The 15677-nt window shown below is 40.9% G+C and carries 17 protein-coding genes; 6 read left to right on the plus strand and 11 right to left on the minus strand.

The window, feature by feature from the left end; all coding sequences use genetic code 11:
* The first annotated feature begins 31 nt into the window (after positions 1-31).
* Positions 32-3229: a SpoIIE family protein phosphatase gene (locus JWG44_RS03160; RefSeq protein ID WP_205273515.1), complete on the plus strand. Its 3198-nt coding sequence runs from the start codon at positions 32-34 to the stop codon at positions 3227-3229.
* A gap of 102 nt (positions 3230-3331) precedes the next feature.
* On the opposite strand, the gene JWG44_RS03165 is transcribed toward JWG44_RS03160, so the two are convergent.
* The 3 genes from JWG44_RS03165 to JWG44_RS03175 all read right to left on the minus strand — a co-directional run bounded on the left by JWG44_RS03165 (position 3332) and on the right by JWG44_RS03175 (position 5184).
* On the minus strand, positions 3332-3802 hold the full coding sequence (locus JWG44_RS03165; protein ID WP_205273516.1) for a DUF2147 domain-containing protein: 471 nt from the start codon (positions 3800-3802) through the stop codon (positions 3332-3334).
* Positions 3803-3879: 77 nt separating this feature from the next.
* Positions 3880-4401: a dCTP deaminase gene (gene dcd, locus JWG44_RS03170; protein ID WP_205273517.1), complete on the minus strand. Its 522-nt coding sequence runs from the start codon at positions 4399-4401 to the stop codon at positions 3880-3882.
* On the minus strand, positions 4402-5184 hold the full coding sequence (locus JWG44_RS03175; protein ID WP_205273518.1) for an enoyl-CoA hydratase/isomerase family protein: 783 nt from the start codon (positions 5182-5184) through the stop codon (positions 4402-4404).
* A gap of 97 nt (positions 5185-5281) precedes the next feature.
* On the opposite strand from JWG44_RS03175, the gene JWG44_RS03180 reads away from it, so the two are divergent.
* Positions 5282-6001 carry an LIC10067 family putative lipoprotein gene (locus JWG44_RS03180; protein WP_205273519.1) on the plus strand — a complete coding sequence of 240 codons (720 nt, stop codon included), beginning with the start codon at positions 5282-5284 and terminating at the stop codon, positions 5999-6001.
* Positions 6002-6054: 53 nt separating this feature from the next.
* Entirely contained in the window at positions 6055-6264 is a 210-nt protein-coding gene (locus JWG44_RS03185; protein ID WP_003004233.1) for a hypothetical protein, read from the plus strand.
* A gap of 87 nt (positions 6265-6351) precedes the next feature.
* On the opposite strand, the gene JWG44_RS03190 is transcribed toward JWG44_RS03185, so the two are convergent.
* The 3 genes from JWG44_RS03190 to JWG44_RS03200 form a co-directional block, all read right to left on the minus strand.
* A complete protein-coding gene (locus JWG44_RS03190) occupies positions 6352-6720 on the minus strand; it encodes a VOC family protein (RefSeq protein WP_100788238.1) in 369 nt (122 codons plus the stop codon).
* 115 nt (positions 6721-6835) lie between these two features.
* Positions 6836-7921 (minus strand): hypothetical protein, encoded by a 1086-nt coding sequence (locus JWG44_RS03195; RefSeq protein WP_205273520.1) that lies wholly within the window; start codon positions 7919-7921, stop codon positions 6836-6838.
* The gene (locus JWG44_RS03200) at positions 7918-9558 is read right to left on the minus strand and encodes an NAD(P)-binding protein (protein WP_205273521.1); all 1641 of its coding nucleotides are present in this window, start codon (positions 9556-9558) and stop codon (positions 7918-7920) included. The genes JWG44_RS03195 and JWG44_RS03200 overlap by 4 nt, the downstream gene beginning before the upstream one ends.
* A gap of 94 nt (positions 9559-9652) precedes the next feature.
* Between JWG44_RS03200 and JWG44_RS03205 the strand changes: the two genes are divergently transcribed.
* Positions 9653-10402 carry an HAD family hydrolase gene (locus tag JWG44_RS03205; protein ID WP_205273522.1) on the plus strand — a complete coding sequence of 250 codons (750 nt, stop codon included), beginning with the start codon at positions 9653-9655 and terminating at the stop codon, positions 10400-10402.
* Here JWG44_RS03205 and JWG44_RS03210 read toward each other — a convergent pair.
* Positions 10391-11242 carry a class I SAM-dependent methyltransferase gene (locus JWG44_RS03210; protein WP_205273523.1) on the minus strand — a complete coding sequence of 284 codons (852 nt, stop codon included), beginning with the start codon at positions 11240-11242 and terminating at the stop codon, positions 10391-10393. The genes JWG44_RS03205 and JWG44_RS03210 overlap by 12 nt on opposite strands.
* A gap of 149 nt (positions 11243-11391) precedes the next feature.
* Here JWG44_RS03210 and dapF point away from each other — a divergent pair, with 149 nt between their 5' ends.
* The gene (gene dapF, locus JWG44_RS03215; RefSeq protein ID WP_205273524.1) at positions 11392-12237 is read left to right on the plus strand and encodes a diaminopimelate epimerase; all 846 of its coding nucleotides are present in this window, start codon (positions 11392-11394) and stop codon (positions 12235-12237) included.
* 27 nt (positions 12238-12264) lie between these two features.
* On the opposite strand, the gene JWG44_RS03220 is transcribed toward dapF, so the two are convergent.
* The gene (locus tag JWG44_RS03220) at positions 12265-12969 is read right to left on the minus strand and encodes a lysophospholipid acyltransferase family protein (RefSeq protein ID WP_205273525.1); all 705 of its coding nucleotides are present in this window, start codon (positions 12967-12969) and stop codon (positions 12265-12267) included.
* Between the two features lie 37 nt (positions 12970-13006).
* Positions 13007-13297: a hypothetical protein gene (locus tag JWG44_RS03225; protein ID WP_205273526.1), complete on the minus strand. Its 291-nt coding sequence runs from the start codon at positions 13295-13297 to the stop codon at positions 13007-13009.
* 603 nt (positions 13298-13900) lie between these two features.
* Here JWG44_RS03225 and JWG44_RS03230 point away from each other — a divergent pair.
* The gene (locus JWG44_RS03230) at positions 13901-14248 is read left to right on the plus strand and encodes a slr1659 superfamily regulator (RefSeq protein ID WP_205273527.1); all 348 of its coding nucleotides are present in this window, start codon (positions 13901-13903) and stop codon (positions 14246-14248) included.
* Positions 14249-14251: 3 nt separating this feature from the next.
* On the opposite strand, the gene JWG44_RS03235 is transcribed toward JWG44_RS03230, so the two are convergent.
* Together JWG44_RS03235 and JWG44_RS03240 are read right to left on the minus strand one after the other, a co-directional pair.
* Entirely contained in the window at positions 14252-14833 is a 582-nt protein-coding gene (locus tag JWG44_RS03235) for a slr1658 superfamily regulator (protein WP_205273528.1), read from the minus strand.
* Positions 14834-14941: 108 nt separating this feature from the next.
* Positions 14942-15484 (minus strand): WbuC family cupin fold metalloprotein, encoded by a 543-nt coding sequence (locus JWG44_RS03240; protein ID WP_205273529.1) that lies wholly within the window; start codon positions 15482-15484, stop codon positions 14942-14944.
* Positions 15485-15677: the final 193 nt, after the last annotated feature.

The raw sequence follows: 15677 nt of genomic DNA on the forward strand, positions 1-15677 counted from the left end.
AGATTTTTTAAAAGAAAGGTTTATTGAAATTATGGGTGAAACCGAATCCATCTGGAACAACGTCCTCCTCAATTATTATTCATTTGGAAGTTTGCTGTCCTTTTTAACTTCCATGCTCATTTCAGGAGTTTTCCTTTTTATCGATAAAAAAGTATCGAGTACTAAACACTTGGCCTTTGGCGCATTTTTGCTTGGTATATTCCAATTCGGTTATGTATTTGCCGCCGTACTCTATCATCCTTTGGCTGCATATCATCGATGGATCACGGCAGGTCTGATATTGCCTGCGATTCTCCATATCGGTCAGTTTGTAGCAAGATATCCTGAGAACGATAATCCAAAGTTCAATCTGGTTACTACGATCGTCCTTTGGACGGTAGCCGTCGTTTCCGTCGGCTATTTCTGTTTTTCTACTTGGAAGGCTCCGGTTAAATATCACTTCACTGCGCATCACTGGGACTTCAATGCGGAGAATGTAAGTAGAACGATTGCGATTATCATTTTTACCTATGTCTTTATTAATTTTATCGCGATCCCGATTTGGAGAATGACCGTACTCAGAGGAAAGTCGCGTTGGATCATCTTCGGATTTATGTTGTCCTTTCTTGTGGGTGGGACGATTCCGGTGATTGCGAATCTATTGAGCCGAGACGGTTATATTGAAAGATCGATCTATCTTACTTCGATCGTTCTTCTTTTTATGGCGGCTTTTTTTATCATTCTTATCTTATATTTGAACTTCTCCGTAGAAAAAACTTCTTTTATGCTCAAGATCGTAGGAATCACATTCGTTACGGTTTTGATTATAATGCAAGCTCTCGTCTATATCTCCAATCAGGATAAAGAATCCGAATACGATACTCTGAGTCAGATTCATATGGAACGAGCTCTGGAAGGCGGTGCAATCGAAGATGGGATCTCTTATATGATCAAATGGAATCAGAATAAAAATTCTTTTGAAAAAACGAAATACGATTCATCTATCCATCCCGACGAGGAACAACTCAGTATCGATTTTAAAAATACGCTTTTATACGAGAGAATTTTCAATCTCCAGGAAGAAGGCTTTCGGGATTCCTTAATTAAACTCGTTGAAAATTCGCACGAGAATTTCGGAGGATATCGATATTCAATCGTAAATTTTTTGAAAGAACGTCCCGACTTAGACGGAGCCGCTCTCAAAACCGCTTTAAACAAAGAATTATCGAGACTCGGGCTTTATGTATTTGTTGCGTCGAATAAACTCGACAATATTTTTCCCGAAGATTTTTGCGCCAAGGGTAGAACCTATCTTGACGGTGCCAAAGAAGTAAAGATGTTTCGAATCTCTTTGGAGTATCGTTGGAACTTTTGTAAATGGGACGGTAAAACCGTAAGCCCCGCCAAGCTAAAGGAGGAGGTTCTCAATTACTTTCGCCCGTTTGTTCCTTCTCTTACGAGATACTATAGAAAAAAGGACGTCGGCGAGCATAGCAATCATTACATCGGTTTCATAAAGTATGACCCTCAGAGCGATCAGGTCAGCGAAGTCGGATTCTCTTACCGAGTATATCGAGAATTTATGCATCCGACCGCATTAAAACAGATCATCGTTTTGGGAGTGGTGATTGTAGTGATCATTCTACTTTTTCCACTTTTTTTTAGGGGAAGTCTTGTTTCACCTCTAAACGACTTGCTGAGCGGAGTCGAAAAGGTGAACGAAGGAAGTCTTGAAGTCCAGGTTCCGATTCGAGTAAAGGATGAAATCGGATTTTTAGCCGATTCGTTTAACAATATGGTTACTTCGATTCGAGACGCTAGAAAGGAGCTTGAAGATTATGCTGAGCACCTTGCGCTCAAAGTGCGGGAAAGGACCGAGGAGCTTTCCGAAAAGATCGATGAATTCCAAAGACTCAAAATTCAACAGGACGGAGATTACTTTTTAACTTCACTCCTTGCAAAACCTCTGAATTACAACGCCAGTAAGTCGCCGAAAATTTCGACACACTTTCTCCTGAGACAAAAGAAACAATTTGAATTTAAGGGAAAACGCGCCGATTTAGGCGGAGATATTTGTGTAACCGGAAATTTGCGTTTGGGTGTTCCCGGCGATTTCAAACGTTATATTTTCGCGATGAACGGGGACGCGATGGGTAAATCCATGCAGGGCGCCGGAGGTTCTCTTGTAATGGGCGTCGTAATCAATTCCATTCTTGCGCGTTCTGCGGCTAACAATCGAGTTTTGGATACTTCACCGGAACAGTGGCTTACCGAGACCTACGAAGAGGTCAACGCCGTCTTCAAATCGTTTAACGGAAGTATGGTGATCTCCGCTACCGTATTTTTAATCGAGGAAGAATCGGGTAAGGCTTTCTATTTTAACGCGGAACATCCTTTTAGCGTATTGTATCGCGATGAACGAGCGACGTTTCTGGACACAACTTTGAATCTGCGTAAGATTGGATTGGAATCGGAATATCCGTTCAAAGTGTTTACTACAACTCTAAGAGAAGGAGATGTTTTGATTCTCGGATCGGACGGCAAAGACGATCTGGATCTTACTCCTGACAAGGATACTCGATCGATCAATGAGGATGAGACACTTTTTTTGAAAACCGTGGAAGCCGGGAAAGGTGATATAGATCAAATAGAACATCTGATCTATAAGAATGGAGAAATCACGGACGACCTTTCCTTATTAAGAATCGAATATGGAATTAGAACGGACGGAGATACACAAGAATTTTCGAACGATTCCGATAAGCTGGGTACGACAGCCTTTGAAGACGTTACGGACTGGAGCATATCTTATTCGCACGCGCGGCAATTGTATAAGGACGGAAACACGAAGGAAGCGATAGATGAGCTCATGGATCTTTATTCGAAAACTCCCGAGGATTCAAAGGTTATCAAACTCTTGGCGCTTTTGAGCTTTAAGGACAAGGATTACGTCAAAGCCGTAGAGATCTTAGGTAAATATTTGGAGTTGGATCCTGAATTGAGCGAATACTGGTACTATCTTTCCGTAGCGAATAAAAAGCTCGGAAGATTCTCGGAAGCAATTACCGCTTCGGAAAAAGTTGCGTCCAAACAACCGGACAACGCAAATAACCTTGTCAATCTTTCGGACTTGTATCGTTTACAGCATAAATACGGCGAGGCTAAGGAATTTGCAGACAAAGCCTTGGTGCTGGATCCGCTAAATGAGAACGCAAAAAAGATTTTAAAGAAGATTGAAAATCATGTCTGAAAAACGGAAGGGCGAGAAAATCTCTCCTTTTGATCGGAGAGATTGAATTGCAAAAAGGATCTCTGAAACGGTTTCTAAAATTAAGAAACCGTATTTTTGTTCTTACTTAACTCTTGTCCAAGTAGATTCTTTACCGATCATCATAAAGCCGACTTTGTAGCCGCCTTTCAGATCTAAAGTATCGGCATTTCTCAACGTAAGTCTTCCGTCGTAAGTTTTACCACCTTTTGGATCGTAAACTCTTCCTCCGGACCATACTTGTTCCCCTTCGTAGGAGAATCCGGTGAGGAAAACAAGACCGAGAGTCGGACGGGAACGAAGACTTTCATCTTTGTTATGGATATCCAGTTTTGGAGTCCCCGGAGTTCCCTCGGTGCTTCCCGCTGGATAAAGAGGCTCTTTTAGCCAAACGATTTTTCCGCAAATTTTCGCTCCGCATTTCTGCAGGTCTACTTGAGCGTCTTTTTCTTTGTTCCACCATTTTCCAAGAATTGCATCTTCTTCACCTGCAAATACAGGCGCAGAAAGAAATGCAAAGGCTAGAAAAATTGCGATAGATCTAAATCTGGTCATTCCATTCTCCAAAAAGTGTTTTGAGGTCAAAATTCTGGAGTGATAACGGATAAAGTCAACAAAAAAGAATGGGGAATCTATTTCTCGAAATCTTTGTATAACATCGAAGGTTGGATTCCTTGATTGGCCTGATATTTACCCGATGAATATTCCGTTATTTGTCCTTCGACTGTGTGATAAAAAATCTGACAAACTTCGACGCCTGGATAAACGATCAACGGTTGGATCACAGAAATTTCAAGGGTCCAGAATCCTTTAAAACCTACGTCTCCGAATCCTGCGGTGACGTGAACTAACATTCCCAATCGGCCGATCGAGGAACGTCCCTCGAGCATCGGGACTAAGTTATGAGTCTCCGTAAATTCTAAGGTTCTTCCTAAATACAAAACTCCCGGTTTTAGAAGAAGACCGGTTTCGGGAATGACGATCTTTTCCGCCGGATTCGGTTTTTTCATATCCAGAGGAAGTTCGGTATAAACCAAAAGTTCCTCGTGAAGTCTGAGATTGTAAGAATTAGGATTGAGAAGTTTTTCAGAATAAGGAGTGATAACGATGTCTTTGCCGATTCGTTTTTGAATTTCTTGTCCTGTAAGAATCATTTATTTTCCTTTAAAAATCGGTTTTCTTTTTTCTTGAAACGCCTTGAGCGCTTCCACCCGATCCTCTGTCTTTAAGGTTTCGTTATAGTATTTACTTTCGGTTTTGAGGGCCGTTTGTATATCCTGACCATAACCTTCCGTAATTGCTTTCTTTGCAAGCTGAAGAGCGATGGGAGCAGAATGTGAAGCGATTTCCTCTGCCAACATTTTTGCAGCGGGAAGTGAAGAGTCATGCCAGATAGAATTTGCGAGTCCGTAATTCAAAGCGGTCTCTGAATCAATTGTCTTTCCCAGAAAAATCATTTCCTTTGCTCTCGCGATTCCGATTCTTCGAGGAAGTCTTTGTGTTCCTCCTCCACCTGGAATGATACCCAATCGAGTTTCGGTTAATCCGATACGAATATCAGTTTTCAATAGAATGAAGTCGCAACAAAGTGCGAGTTCGAGTCCGCCTCCGAAAGCGTCGCCATCTAGAGCGGCCACTGTCGGATAAGGAAAGTTCTCAAGTTCTAGAAAACAATTTTTTAACCCATCTAGGAATTGGGTCACTTCTTTCGGCGACATGCTGACCCTTTCTTTTAAGTCGGCTCCGGCACAAAAAGAAGGACCGATTCCACCTAAGACAAGAGAGCGAATCGATGGATTCGCCTTCGCTTTTAGAATCGAGTTATGGAGAGCCGATAAAAGCTCTTTGCTGATTGCGTTTCGTTTTTCCGGTCGATTTAGAAGCAGGACCGCAATTTCGTTTTCAATAGAGTAGAGGATTGTGGAGGATTCGCTCATTTCAGGCACCATTTTTCAGGCAGAATAATTCTTGCCGAAACCTTTTTGTTCCGATAAACTAGGTGCCCGTCGTAAAATTTTCAAGCCAAGTAAAGTTATGCTACATAAATCGACAAAAATTCTTTTAATCGTATTCTTGTTCTTTCAATGTAAGGAAAGCGGCTCGGATACCAATTTATTCGCGGATCTAGGGATTGGAAGTCCTGTGGTCACCACAATCGACCCTCCTGCGGGTTCTCCGCCTCAGTCAACTGACGTTTCCTATACCGGGACCCAAATCACGATTACCGGGAGAAATTTTACTCCAAACTCAACGGATACTATTGTGAAGTTCAACGACTTGGTTGGGACGATATTTTCTATTACTACGACGGAGATTATCACTACGGTTCCTGCCGGCGCGAAAGCGGGTTTTCTAACCGTTTCAAAAGCTGATGGTTTTTGTGATAACGTTTTTGGAACGGACGGGTATAACTGTTCGGCGCGGCGATTTTATGTGGATTGTTACAAAGCTTACGACAATCTTTATGGAGATGAAACCGCGGTAAACTATCCGGATTCTTCAACCGTTAAATTTACGGCCGATTTTGGAACAAAGGCTTTCCGCTCTAATTTGAGAGAAACGGGAAGTACACTTTTGGTACTCGAATGCGATAACCTGGTCGCTGTGAAGTATTTCTCGACCAGTTGTGTCGCAACAGATAACGGAACTCTGACAGCTCCGGTTTACAATCCAACGATCAATTTTACGGATAATTACGCAGTTCAGTACTTTATTACCTCCGCAAAAGGAAGTTGTAAAATCAGCTTTCAATAAAAAATGTTTGGTTTTTTTCGGAGATCTGTTAGAGTTCGAATAGGAGTTGTATCATGAAGGTAGTTTCCTCAGTTCAGCTTGGGCTTCCGGAAAAAGGAGTCAAAGATACAAGAAAAATCCCGAAAGAAGAAGGGATGGTTCGCGTCGAGCCTTATGAAAATAAGCAGGCTAACGTTTCAGATAAGAGGGCCTTTGCAGTTGAAGCAGGTCAAAACGGGGATTTCTACAAGGTAAAGGGTACTTTCATCGATAAGGTAGGCTGAACCAGGAGGAAATGGTTCTGATCCTTAGAGAATAAAAAAGCCTCTCAAAGAGAGGCTTTTTTGTGTACGAAGTTAGTTAGGAATAAATTAATCTTTATAACTGATTTCTAAAACATTGCCGGACGGATCTAGGAAATGCAGAAATTCTCCTGCGCTATTTGTTTCCGGGCCGCGAACGATGGAAATTTTGTTCTCTTCTAATTCCGCAATGGCTTCCGTGAAATCATCCACATCCAAAACAAAACTAAGAACCGGAATTTTACTCTCTCCGAGAGAGTTTTTAAAACCCGAAATCTTCTGAAGTTTAATATTGATCGAATCGAGTCCCATGACAACATATTCGCCCGATTTCTCATCTACCGATTCAAAATCGAATATATCAGAATAAAACTTCGCAGAGGCTTCCGGGTTCTCCGCAGGTATTAAGAAATAGTCGATTCCTTCAACGATAATCATGGATCAATTCCTGTTTAAACTTTTTCGTCATTATGGAAGGAAAACCTGGATTGTCTATTTAAAAACGAAAACCAGATCTGAATGTGATAGAAATTCAAAGGAAAGCATATTTCACCTATTTTTCAGCGATTTCAAAAAAGTGAAATAACCGTGGATTCGGTTTTCCGATCTTCCAAAGAAATGCATCGAGAATATAATGGGTAAATTGCGGTAAAAAGAGCGCCGATGCCAAAAAAGCGGTCGCAAATTCGGGAAGCTCAACGGAATAAAAGCTCGCGTTTTGAAAGATTTGAAAGTGGTCTTTCCAAATAAAACTGTCCCAAGCCCATTCTTCTATAAAAGAGAATAAGAATAAAACTCCTAAAAAACAAATTAGAATCCAGAGCCAGGATTTGGATCTAAAAACTTCCACTTTCATTTCATTCGGATTTTGGATCACATAGTAAAAGAGTAAGAAGATATAAGGGACGCCGTGATTGACGACGTTTGTGATCGTGAATGAAAAATCCGAATTAAAGTATACGATTCCAAAAAACCAAACCAACCAAGTGTTGATTACGAGAAGAATCTTTCCCAACGGAAGGGAGCGGTATTTGAAAAAATAAAAGACGTGAGTTAATAAATACAAACACAGCCAAATCTGCTGTAACCAGAGTAGGGCCGTCGCTAAATTTGGGATCGGATATGTCCAAAAGTCGCCGTCCATAAACCAAGAAAATTCCCTTTTTTGGTCCGTTAAGTGCCAATAAAGAATCGGAATTCCTCCCATCAAATAGATCGTAACTTTATCAAGAAAAAACGGAATTTGAATCGAATCGCTCTTCTTTCGATAAAGAGCTAAAAATCCGAATTGTTGACGAATAAAATGGAACACCGCGACGTAAGCCATGATTCTCCAAAACCATATCGAACCGAAAGAATAGAGAAATACGGACAGCAGAAAACAAACGATAGGAACCGTTATTAAAAGTGTTTTTTTCTCCCGCCATTCTTCCTCGTTAAAATAAGATCGAAAGAGAGTCGAATAAACGTGGGCCACGTCGATCAAAAGAACCGTACAAAACCAAGTCCAAGGATTAATTTCAGAAGGAAGAATATTCCATTCTCTTAATATAAATAATAAAAATACGGAAAAAATTCCGGGCAAAATGATAAACGACAAGTCCAGAGTCGGATTGAAGATCCAGCCTTTTGATTTCATATTTTTTGTTCACCGAGAATTTTCATCGCGGCGATGTTACCGCGGATCAATGCCTCTTCAAAAATGGAGATTCCACTCAAATCGGAATGTGCGAAATGAAGGTGCGGATAAGAGATAGCAAGGCGTTCCCGTTTTCCTCCCCAGATCAAACCGGGAGTGGGTCGAATCATCGCGTGCGCGTTCGTCATGATATCGATGTTCTGAATTTTCCTTTCAATATCCGGATGTGCTTTTTTTAAATCGGCTAAAATCGCATCCTTCCAATCCGACCAGGAGGTTCTCATCATTTTCTTGCGAATTGCAACCGTGTCCTTATCGCCGAATGCCTGATAGTAGGTAAGAACGGATTCTTCCCGACCGGCACGGAGATCCTGATGTGTGGAAACGATATAACCCAAAGACGGGCTTTGGTAGATGACGTTATCCCAACAGGGAGGAATTCCTCTTCCAGTTGGAACTTGATCGACCGAAAGATTCGCAACCAACCAAGGGGAATAAGTAAGTCCTTCCGCGACTCCGGATTTTTCTCCGAGAATATATTTGCGCGTGAAAGAGGGAAGGGCGTAGACGATCGAATCGCAGTGGATCGTTTTTTGTTCTTTGGTTTCGATCGAATACGTCTGAACCGCAAAACGGGAACTTTTGGAATTAGAAGGAACTACTTTTTCAACGAGTGTTTCTTTCTGAATTTTGGAAAGAATGGGAGTTTTGAGTTTATCGATTAAAAATCCGTTTCCTTGGGGCCAGGTAAGAAGGGTTAAATCTTCTCCGTTTTTGTCTACTGGCCGGGAACAAAAATAATGGAGTCCGATCCATGCTGACACGGTATCCATCGAACCGCCGAAATCGTCTCTTACGGAGTAATCCAAAAACCAAAAAAGTTCTTTGGTTTGAAATCCTTGTTCTTTGACATATTCAAAAAAGTTAATTTTATCTAATTTGAGAATTTCCGGATCTTTAGAAGATAGGTCGATCGGAATCGTGAACGCCTTTTTACCGTCGCGTCCTATTTTGATTCTCCATTTTTGAATCCATTTTTTGAACTTTTCTTCTTCTAAACCGGCGGGCGAGTGAGTGTTTCCTCCCGGAAATAAACCTTCGTTCCATCGTCCTTGGTAATAAATTCTTTCTTCCGGATCAAAACAAAGAAATCTCTCATCGAAAACCGGATTTCCTCGATTGTCCTTTCCGATGATGATACGATTTTCTTCCAAAAATTTTCGAACGAGGACGGCTTCTTCTCCGGGCTGAGGAAGGTAGTGCGCTCCCCAGGGATAGGAACCGATCGTATTTTTACCGGATCTAGAATTTCCTCCGGCATCGTTTTCTAATTCTAAAATTCTAAAATCGGAAAAACCGGATTTATGAAGATAATAACCCGAACTCAAGCCGGAAACGCCGCTGCCAAGAATCAGTACTTTCACTTTTTCGGAAACGTTCCGATTTATATTCGAAGCCGGTTTTGATTCAGAATTCTCCCGAATTCTATGTCCGATCTCTCGATTTGGGCCCACGATTTTGCCCGTGATTCTATGTCTGAATTTTAAAAAAGAAAGTCCGCCTATCACCGCGGAAATACAAAGTCCTAAAATGGAGAGAAAGGATCTTCGTGAAATGAAATCTTGTTTTTCAGTCATGTTCGATTGGAAGATTAATGGGAATCTAAAATCGCGCAAGGAAAAATGAAGGAAAAGAATTGCCTTTGACATCGGGAAGAATCTTTTGCATGGAATGGCTCTTTTTTTAGATTTTGATAATACTCTTTTGGATTCGGCCTCGATCTACGAATTTTCTATACAAGAACTTTCCAAAAAAGCCAAAGAATACGGTCTGACTTCCACGAAAGAATTTTTACAACTTTACGACGAGGCTCGTAAAGAGGCGAAGTTGGAACTTCAGGATTCTCCATCCAATCGACTTCGTTTGATCTATTTTAAAAAAATGTGTCTTGAGAAATGGGAAACTCTGAATCCAAAGTGGATTCTAAAATTGGAAAAAGATTATTTCTATTTTTTCCAAACCGGAATTCAAACTTTCAAAAAAAAATATGAGAAAGAATACAAAGAAACATTTTCTCTTTTGGACCAAATCTCTCAAAAACAAAAAATTCTTTTTTGCACAAACGAGAACTTAAGGACTCAGTTGATCAAGATCGACTTTTTGTTTCCTAAAAAATTAAAGTATTCGATTCTGAGTTCGGAAGAGATCGGTAAGGAGAAACCTTCCGAAAAATTTTTCGCAAAGGCGAGGGAACTTGTGAAGGGCGAAAATCCGGTTTCTATGATCGGAGATTCTCTAAAAGACGATGTGGAAGGCGCGCTCCGGCATGGAATTCCGGCGATTCATCTGAAATCGATCTTCTCAAAAAAACAAAACGATTTAGAGGAACGAAGGATCGTCCTTGCGGATGTTCCCAAAAAGAACGAGTATTCTTATTTGGAAACTAACGATCTTCGCGCGGCTCTGAAATTATTTCTTTAAAATAGCGAATAACGTATTGTTGAGATTCAAAGTTTTAAAGCTGAGAAGCCAAACGATCTTTGTCGCAAAATAATAAGTCTTTTTAAAAAGAGTGCCGAGATTTCCGCCTTTGCTTCCGGAAACGGAAGCAATCGGTTTTAGGATCGTAAATTTACAATCTTTGAATCCGGTTTGTGTGGAGAGCATCTTCATCGTTTTTTCCGTGTAATCGTTGATATGATCCTTTGCTTCCAAATAATGACCGTCCGGTTTCATTCCTTTTAGAAAGACTTTCAGGCGAGCCTTAAATAGCTGAACCGGAAAGTTTGGTGTTTGTAAAAAAAGAATTCCGCCGGGTTTTAAAAGTGAATGCAAATATTCTAATAAACTATGAGGCTTTGGGATGTGTTCGATAACGTCCCATAGAGTGATGATATCCAAGGATTCTTTTGCGATTCCGGAGTTTTGAACGATTCCAGGAAAAATATTTTTGAGTCCGTTTTTTTCTTTTGCGAATTGAACCGCTTTTTCGGAGATCTCGTAACCGATCGCTTCCCATCCCGGTTTTTGCGCGCCGATTCGTTTTACAAAAAATCCAAGTCCACAACCTACGTCTAAAATTTTACCGGAAGGGGCGTTTAAGAATTCATCGATAAAGTCCTGATAGATTTCTCTGTGCGCGTTGTCCCACCAACCGAGATCGTAAGAAGAATCGTCGTCCCAGTAGCCTTCGTAGTGTTCCTCTTGTTCGTAAGTGGAGAATACGTGTCCGCAGTTCGAGCAACGGACGATATCGATTCCGTTTTCGACGAATACGGTAGAATTTTGAGCGCTCGAGCAAAGATAACAGGTTTGATTCAAAGAAGCCCCCAGGCGAATGGCCGGATTTTCAATGTCTCCGTTCGAAGCCGGAAAAGCCAGAAAAAAGTAACCGGCTTTTTCTTGTTTTTGAATTTCCCCGGAAAGAGTCTAAAAAAAAGATAGAATTCAGTTTATCACCAGGAGTTTCCGTGGCCGCGCTTAAATTCACAAAAATGGAAGGAATCGGTAACGATTACGTTTATATCGATGCAACTCAGACGGATGTTCGCTTAACACCGGAACAAATTCAGAAACTCTCCGATCGCAATTTTGGAATCGGAAGCGACGGAGTCATCTTTATTCGAAATTCCAAACAAGGTGATTTTATGATGGATATGTACAACTCGGACGGAAGTTCTTCCGAGATGTGCGGCAATGGAATTCGTTGTGTGGCGAAATATATCTACGATCACGGTTTAACCAATTCTAAAAATCCTAAAATTGAAACCGGAGCCGGAGTCCTGGAAGTCGATCTAAAAATCGGATCCGGGAATAAAGTGGATTTGGTAAGTGTGGATATGGGAAAGCCGATTCTGATTCCTTCTAAAATTCCAGTTTTATGGAAGAATGAAGAAACCATCGTTGATCAAATTCTGGAAATCGCAGGACAAAATTTGAAATTCACCGCGGTCAGTATGGGGAATCCGCATTGTGTCATCTTTGTCGAGGATTCCGATCAATTTCCGGTTCGCGAAATCGGGCCTCTGATCGAAAACCATTCTATCTTTCCAAAAAGAGTAAACGTAGAATTTGTAACCGTCCGCGGAAAGGATCATCTGTATCAAAGAACATGGGAACGCGGCGCGGGTGAAACCTTAGCCTGCGGAACGGGCGCTTGTTCCGTAATGGTCGCGGGAAACCTGACCGGCAGATCGGGAAAAGATGTAAGAATCGATCTAAGAGGGGGAACCCTTCGGATTCAATGGCAGGAATCTGGTCACGTTTTGATGACTGGTCCTGCTCGTGAAATTTTTTCGGGAGAAATAGAAGTTTAGAATATTCTAAACTTATTGAAAATTTGATTAAGCGACGTCCGTTTTTTGAAGAGCTTCCATTCTCAGGCGGACTTCGGTTGAAAGTTTTTTGAGATTATCCTCCAACTTTCCTTCCAAATACGGTCTGTGGTCGATTTTAGGTCCGTAAAGAACTTTGACTTTTTTGTAAATCGATCTTCTTTTAATATCGCAGACTTCCTTCGGCATTCCCATAAAAGAACGAACAAGAGACGGAATCGGAATGTCGGAATAACTTTCTTCGATGGGTACGATCACGGATGGAAGAATATCGACTTTGTTTCGAATCGAAAAGGCTGCGAAACCGTCGTGAAATTTCACCATAGGTCCGGAAAAGTCATTCTTTACCATGTAGTCGTGACCTTCCGGAAAAATTCCGAGAACTCCGTTTCTTTTGAAAACTTGCTGGACCATTTTGATGCTCGCCATCGAAATTTTTCCGTCGATCGCCATCGGGATTCCACCGGCAAGTTTTGCTAAATCTTTGAAAATAGGAATTCGAAACGTATAATCGGCGGCGATCCAAGAAATATAACGTGGGAAAGTATAGGAAAGAATGAACGGATCCATATCCGATCGATGATTGCTTACAAGGATTATTTTTCCTTCTTGGACTATATTCTCAGTTCCGTAAGCGTTGATGTTAACGGCAAAACCTAAGAATGGAGCCACAAACTGCTTTAGTCTTAAATATGTCTGCGCTTCCTTTTCCATGATCTTCTCCCTCGTTTATACAATGAGGGAAGCCATTTTATTCCCCCGTAAAAATAGACCACCATTTCTTTTTTTCCTCCGGAGAATTTGCATTTCTCGGATCGGAAGAAGATTCTTGCCCATACGATCGGTCGCCGCCGTACTCGTTGGAGCGAATCGGATCGCGTCTCTTTCTGGCATTTTGAGGCACGGAACGTCTCAATTCTTCCAGCTCTTTTTGAGCGGACGCGTTGGACTTGATATAATTTCTTATATCGGCCCATTCGGGATCGTGTTCGTTCCCATAGACTGCAAAATTCATAAGATCAATCGAATCAAACTCAGGCATAAGAGCTTCTTTCCAGGCGTTATTTTTATATTATAATGGAGCGGGAAATTTCCCGCAATCTCATATAGTCTCCTTAGGGGAAGGAATGTGGCAACAGTTTTCATAAAGAAACTTCTAAAAAATGTAAAGAAGTTGTAGAAAGCTCTTAAATTCTCTTTTTTTCGGTCTTTAAAAATTCCGATCGGAAAACCCGGAGCCGCCATCGAATGAACCGTCAAAAAATGGAGAGGAATTCCGTATCTTCGATTTGTTTTTTCACAGGAGTTTCTGAAGATCGGCATCTCTAAAACCGAAAGTAATATCAATGGGGAAGATAGAGAGCGATTTGGGTAAACGACATAATCAAAAAATAGGGGAAGTCGTACAGAACGAGAGATGGAAAGAAACTCAGAAGGGAAAAATTATCCAATTCCCGAAAACTAGACTTTGGAATGCGGAAAAAATAAGAAAACTCTGTGAAAAATTATTTTTCTGACGAGCGGAACTGAAACTTTGATTCGCGTTTGCTTTTTTTTTAAAAGAAAGAAATGCCTTCCGACTTTTTGCAAAGTTAGGATATTATCTTTTGGAAAGGATCAAGTTCCTTTAGGCAAGTAAATACAAATGGAAATTTCAAAAGAAGATTATTCCGTAGAGACGGAAAAAAATCGTGGAAAAATCAAAATCTCAGGAACGTTACGTTTACTCAATGTGGAGGAATATGAACCCATCATCACTCTCATCGAAACGATTCTTGAGGGAGCAGGCCGGGGTAAGGCTATCATCGATATAAAAAATTTGGATTTTTTAAACAGCGCAGGAATTGCGAGTATTTCAAGATTTGTAGCGGGCTATGACAAAAAGAATATCAACAACGTTGAAATCAGAGGAAACAAAGATCGTTACTGGCAGATTAAATTTTTAGAAAATTTGAAAAAGCTGCGTTCCGAAATAAAAACGAGTTTGGAATGAAGATTAAGAATGTAGCGCTTTTCGTTTTGTCCTTTCCACTTCATTTAGATCTAAATAGGCTCTTACCGTAATTTCGTAGGTTCCAAAGGAAGCTTCGTTGATTAAAAATCCCAATCTAACGGGAAAATCTTTGGACAAAAGCAATAGTCCGATTCCTGAATTCAGTTCGTTTGCGGAAGATTCTTTCAATTTGCTAAAATAGATTTCGTCCGAGTTTCGATTGATGAGGGCCGAGATGGAATTCTCCAGTTTATTCTTTGAAATTTCATCCATTGAATTCTTAATTTCAATTTTTAGAATTTCGGAATAGTATTTCAGTTCTAAAAAAATTTCCCCCTTTCGATCTTTGGAAAATTTTGCGGCGTTTTCTATGAGTTCGTTTAACACAATGGAGATCGTATTGGAAGAATCCGGATCTAGTTTTTCGGGAAAGGAGCAAAAGTTGGAAACGTAGTCGGCCGTTAAGGAACAACGTTTCCATTGCACTCTGAGATCCATCGGCCGCAGTTTGAGAGAGAACTCGCTTTCCGACGGCAAAGAATCCGGTATTAGATTGTAATGTCCGTATTTTACTGGATAACTCATAACGTTTGTTTGGACGTTGAAAACCGCAAGATTTCAGTTTTCAAAAGTGAAACCTTGATTCCGAGATAGAAAAGTAAAAAAATCGATTTTAAATAAAAAACAAAACTTTCAAAAAAGGGATCTCAATTTCTCCAAATATTTTTCCGTTTCGGATTCGTTTTCGGCGGGGGCCCAAGAAGCAAAATCCTTATCCGTATTCGGGTTGTACGGACCGGATTTTCCTTCAAAACAAATCGCGTTATCCGAAAGACAAACAAGGCTATGATACACTCCTGGAGCGACATCGATGCCGTATGTCGGACCGTCCGCGCTGAGAAGGTGGGTTTCCATTACGGAGCCGTCGTCGTTAAAAAGAATAAAACCGAGACTTCCTTTTAGGACGAGGAAGGTTTCCGATTTGGGCGGAGATTTATGTCTATGGGCTTGAACATAGGTGCTTTTTGTAAGGACGTTGAGAAATCTCTGGTAAACTTCGGAAAGTTCGTGAAAATTGTGATTTGCTCTTCCGCGAAGAGAGGCGCCGGCTTTTTCCAACACCTCTTGAAAAAGAGAATCTGTGATTAATTGTTTAGGCGGTTTGGAGGAGGTCGAGTCTGGATTCACAGTACTCAATAAGATAGGATTTACAAGCAGTGCAAGTATTTCCTGCATTTACTCTTTCTGCAATTTCTCGATAATCGATACCCTCTGTTCTTGCGGTTTCGACGATCGTTTCGAAAGCTACTTGAGCGCAGTGACATTTTTCCATCTGGTTCCAACTCTCTATTTAGGATTCTTATACAATGTAAATGAGACTCAGTCTTAGTGTCAATTCGAACGCTCCCGTTTTTGTCTTTTTTCGACC

The organism is Leptospira ainazelensis (genome assembly GCF_016918785.1).
Taxonomy (GTDB): domain Bacteria; phylum Spirochaetota; class Leptospiria; order Leptospirales; family Leptospiraceae; genus Leptospira; species Leptospira ainazelensis.

Excerpts from the sequence above, each read along its gene's own strand:
- JWG44_RS03225 (WP_205273526.1), bottom strand. The coding sequence starts at position 13,297 with ATGCCTGAGTTTGATTCGATTGATCTTATGAATTTTGCAGTCTATGGG.
- JWG44_RS03195 (WP_205273520.1), bottom strand. The coding sequence starts at position 7,921 with ATGAAATCAAAAGGCTGGATCTTCAATCCGACTCTGGACTTGTCGTTT.
- dcd (WP_205273517.1), bottom strand. The coding sequence starts at position 4,401 with ATGATTCTTACAGGACAAGAAATTCAAAAACGAATCGGCAAAGACATC.
- JWG44_RS03235 (WP_205273528.1), bottom strand. The coding sequence starts at position 14,833 with ATGAGTTATCCAGTAAAATACGGACATTACAATCTAATACCGGATTCT.
- JWG44_RS03175 (WP_205273518.1), bottom strand. The coding sequence starts at position 5,184 with ATGAGCGAATCCTCCACAATCCTCTACTCTATTGAAAACGAAATTGCG.
- JWG44_RS03160 (WP_205273515.1), top strand. The coding sequence starts at position 32 with ATGGGTGAAACCGAATCCATCTGGAACAACGTCCTCCTCAATTATTAT.
- JWG44_RS03220 (WP_205273525.1), bottom strand. The coding sequence starts at position 12,969 with ATGGAAAAGGAAGCGCAGACATATTTAAGACTAAAGCAGTTTGTGGCT.
- JWG44_RS03165 (WP_205273516.1), bottom strand. The coding sequence starts at position 3,802 with ATGACCAGATTTAGATCTATCGCAATTTTTCTAGCCTTTGCATTTCTT.
- JWG44_RS03205 (WP_205273522.1), top strand. The coding sequence starts at position 9,653 with ATGGCTCTTTTTTTAGATTTTGATAATACTCTTTTGGATTCGGCCTCG.
- JWG44_RS03200 (WP_205273521.1), bottom strand. The coding sequence starts at position 9,558 with ATGACTGAAAAACAAGATTTCATTTCACGAAGATCCTTTCTCTCCATT.
- JWG44_RS03185 (WP_003004233.1), top strand. The coding sequence starts at position 6,055 with ATGAAGGTAGTTTCCTCAGTTCAGCTTGGGCTTCCGGAAAAAGGAGTC.
- JWG44_RS03190 (WP_100788238.1), bottom strand. The coding sequence starts at position 6,720 with ATGATTATCGTTGAAGGAATCGACTATTTCTTAATACCTGCGGAGAAC.
- JWG44_RS03230 (WP_205273527.1), top strand. The coding sequence starts at position 13,901 with ATGGAAATTTCAAAAGAAGATTATTCCGTAGAGACGGAAAAAAATCGT.
- JWG44_RS03180 (WP_205273519.1), top strand. The coding sequence starts at position 5,282 with ATGCTACATAAATCGACAAAAATTCTTTTAATCGTATTCTTGTTCTTT.
- JWG44_RS03240 (WP_205273529.1), bottom strand. The coding sequence starts at position 15,484 with ATGCAGGAAATACTTGCACTGCTTGTAAATCCTATCTTATTGAGTACT.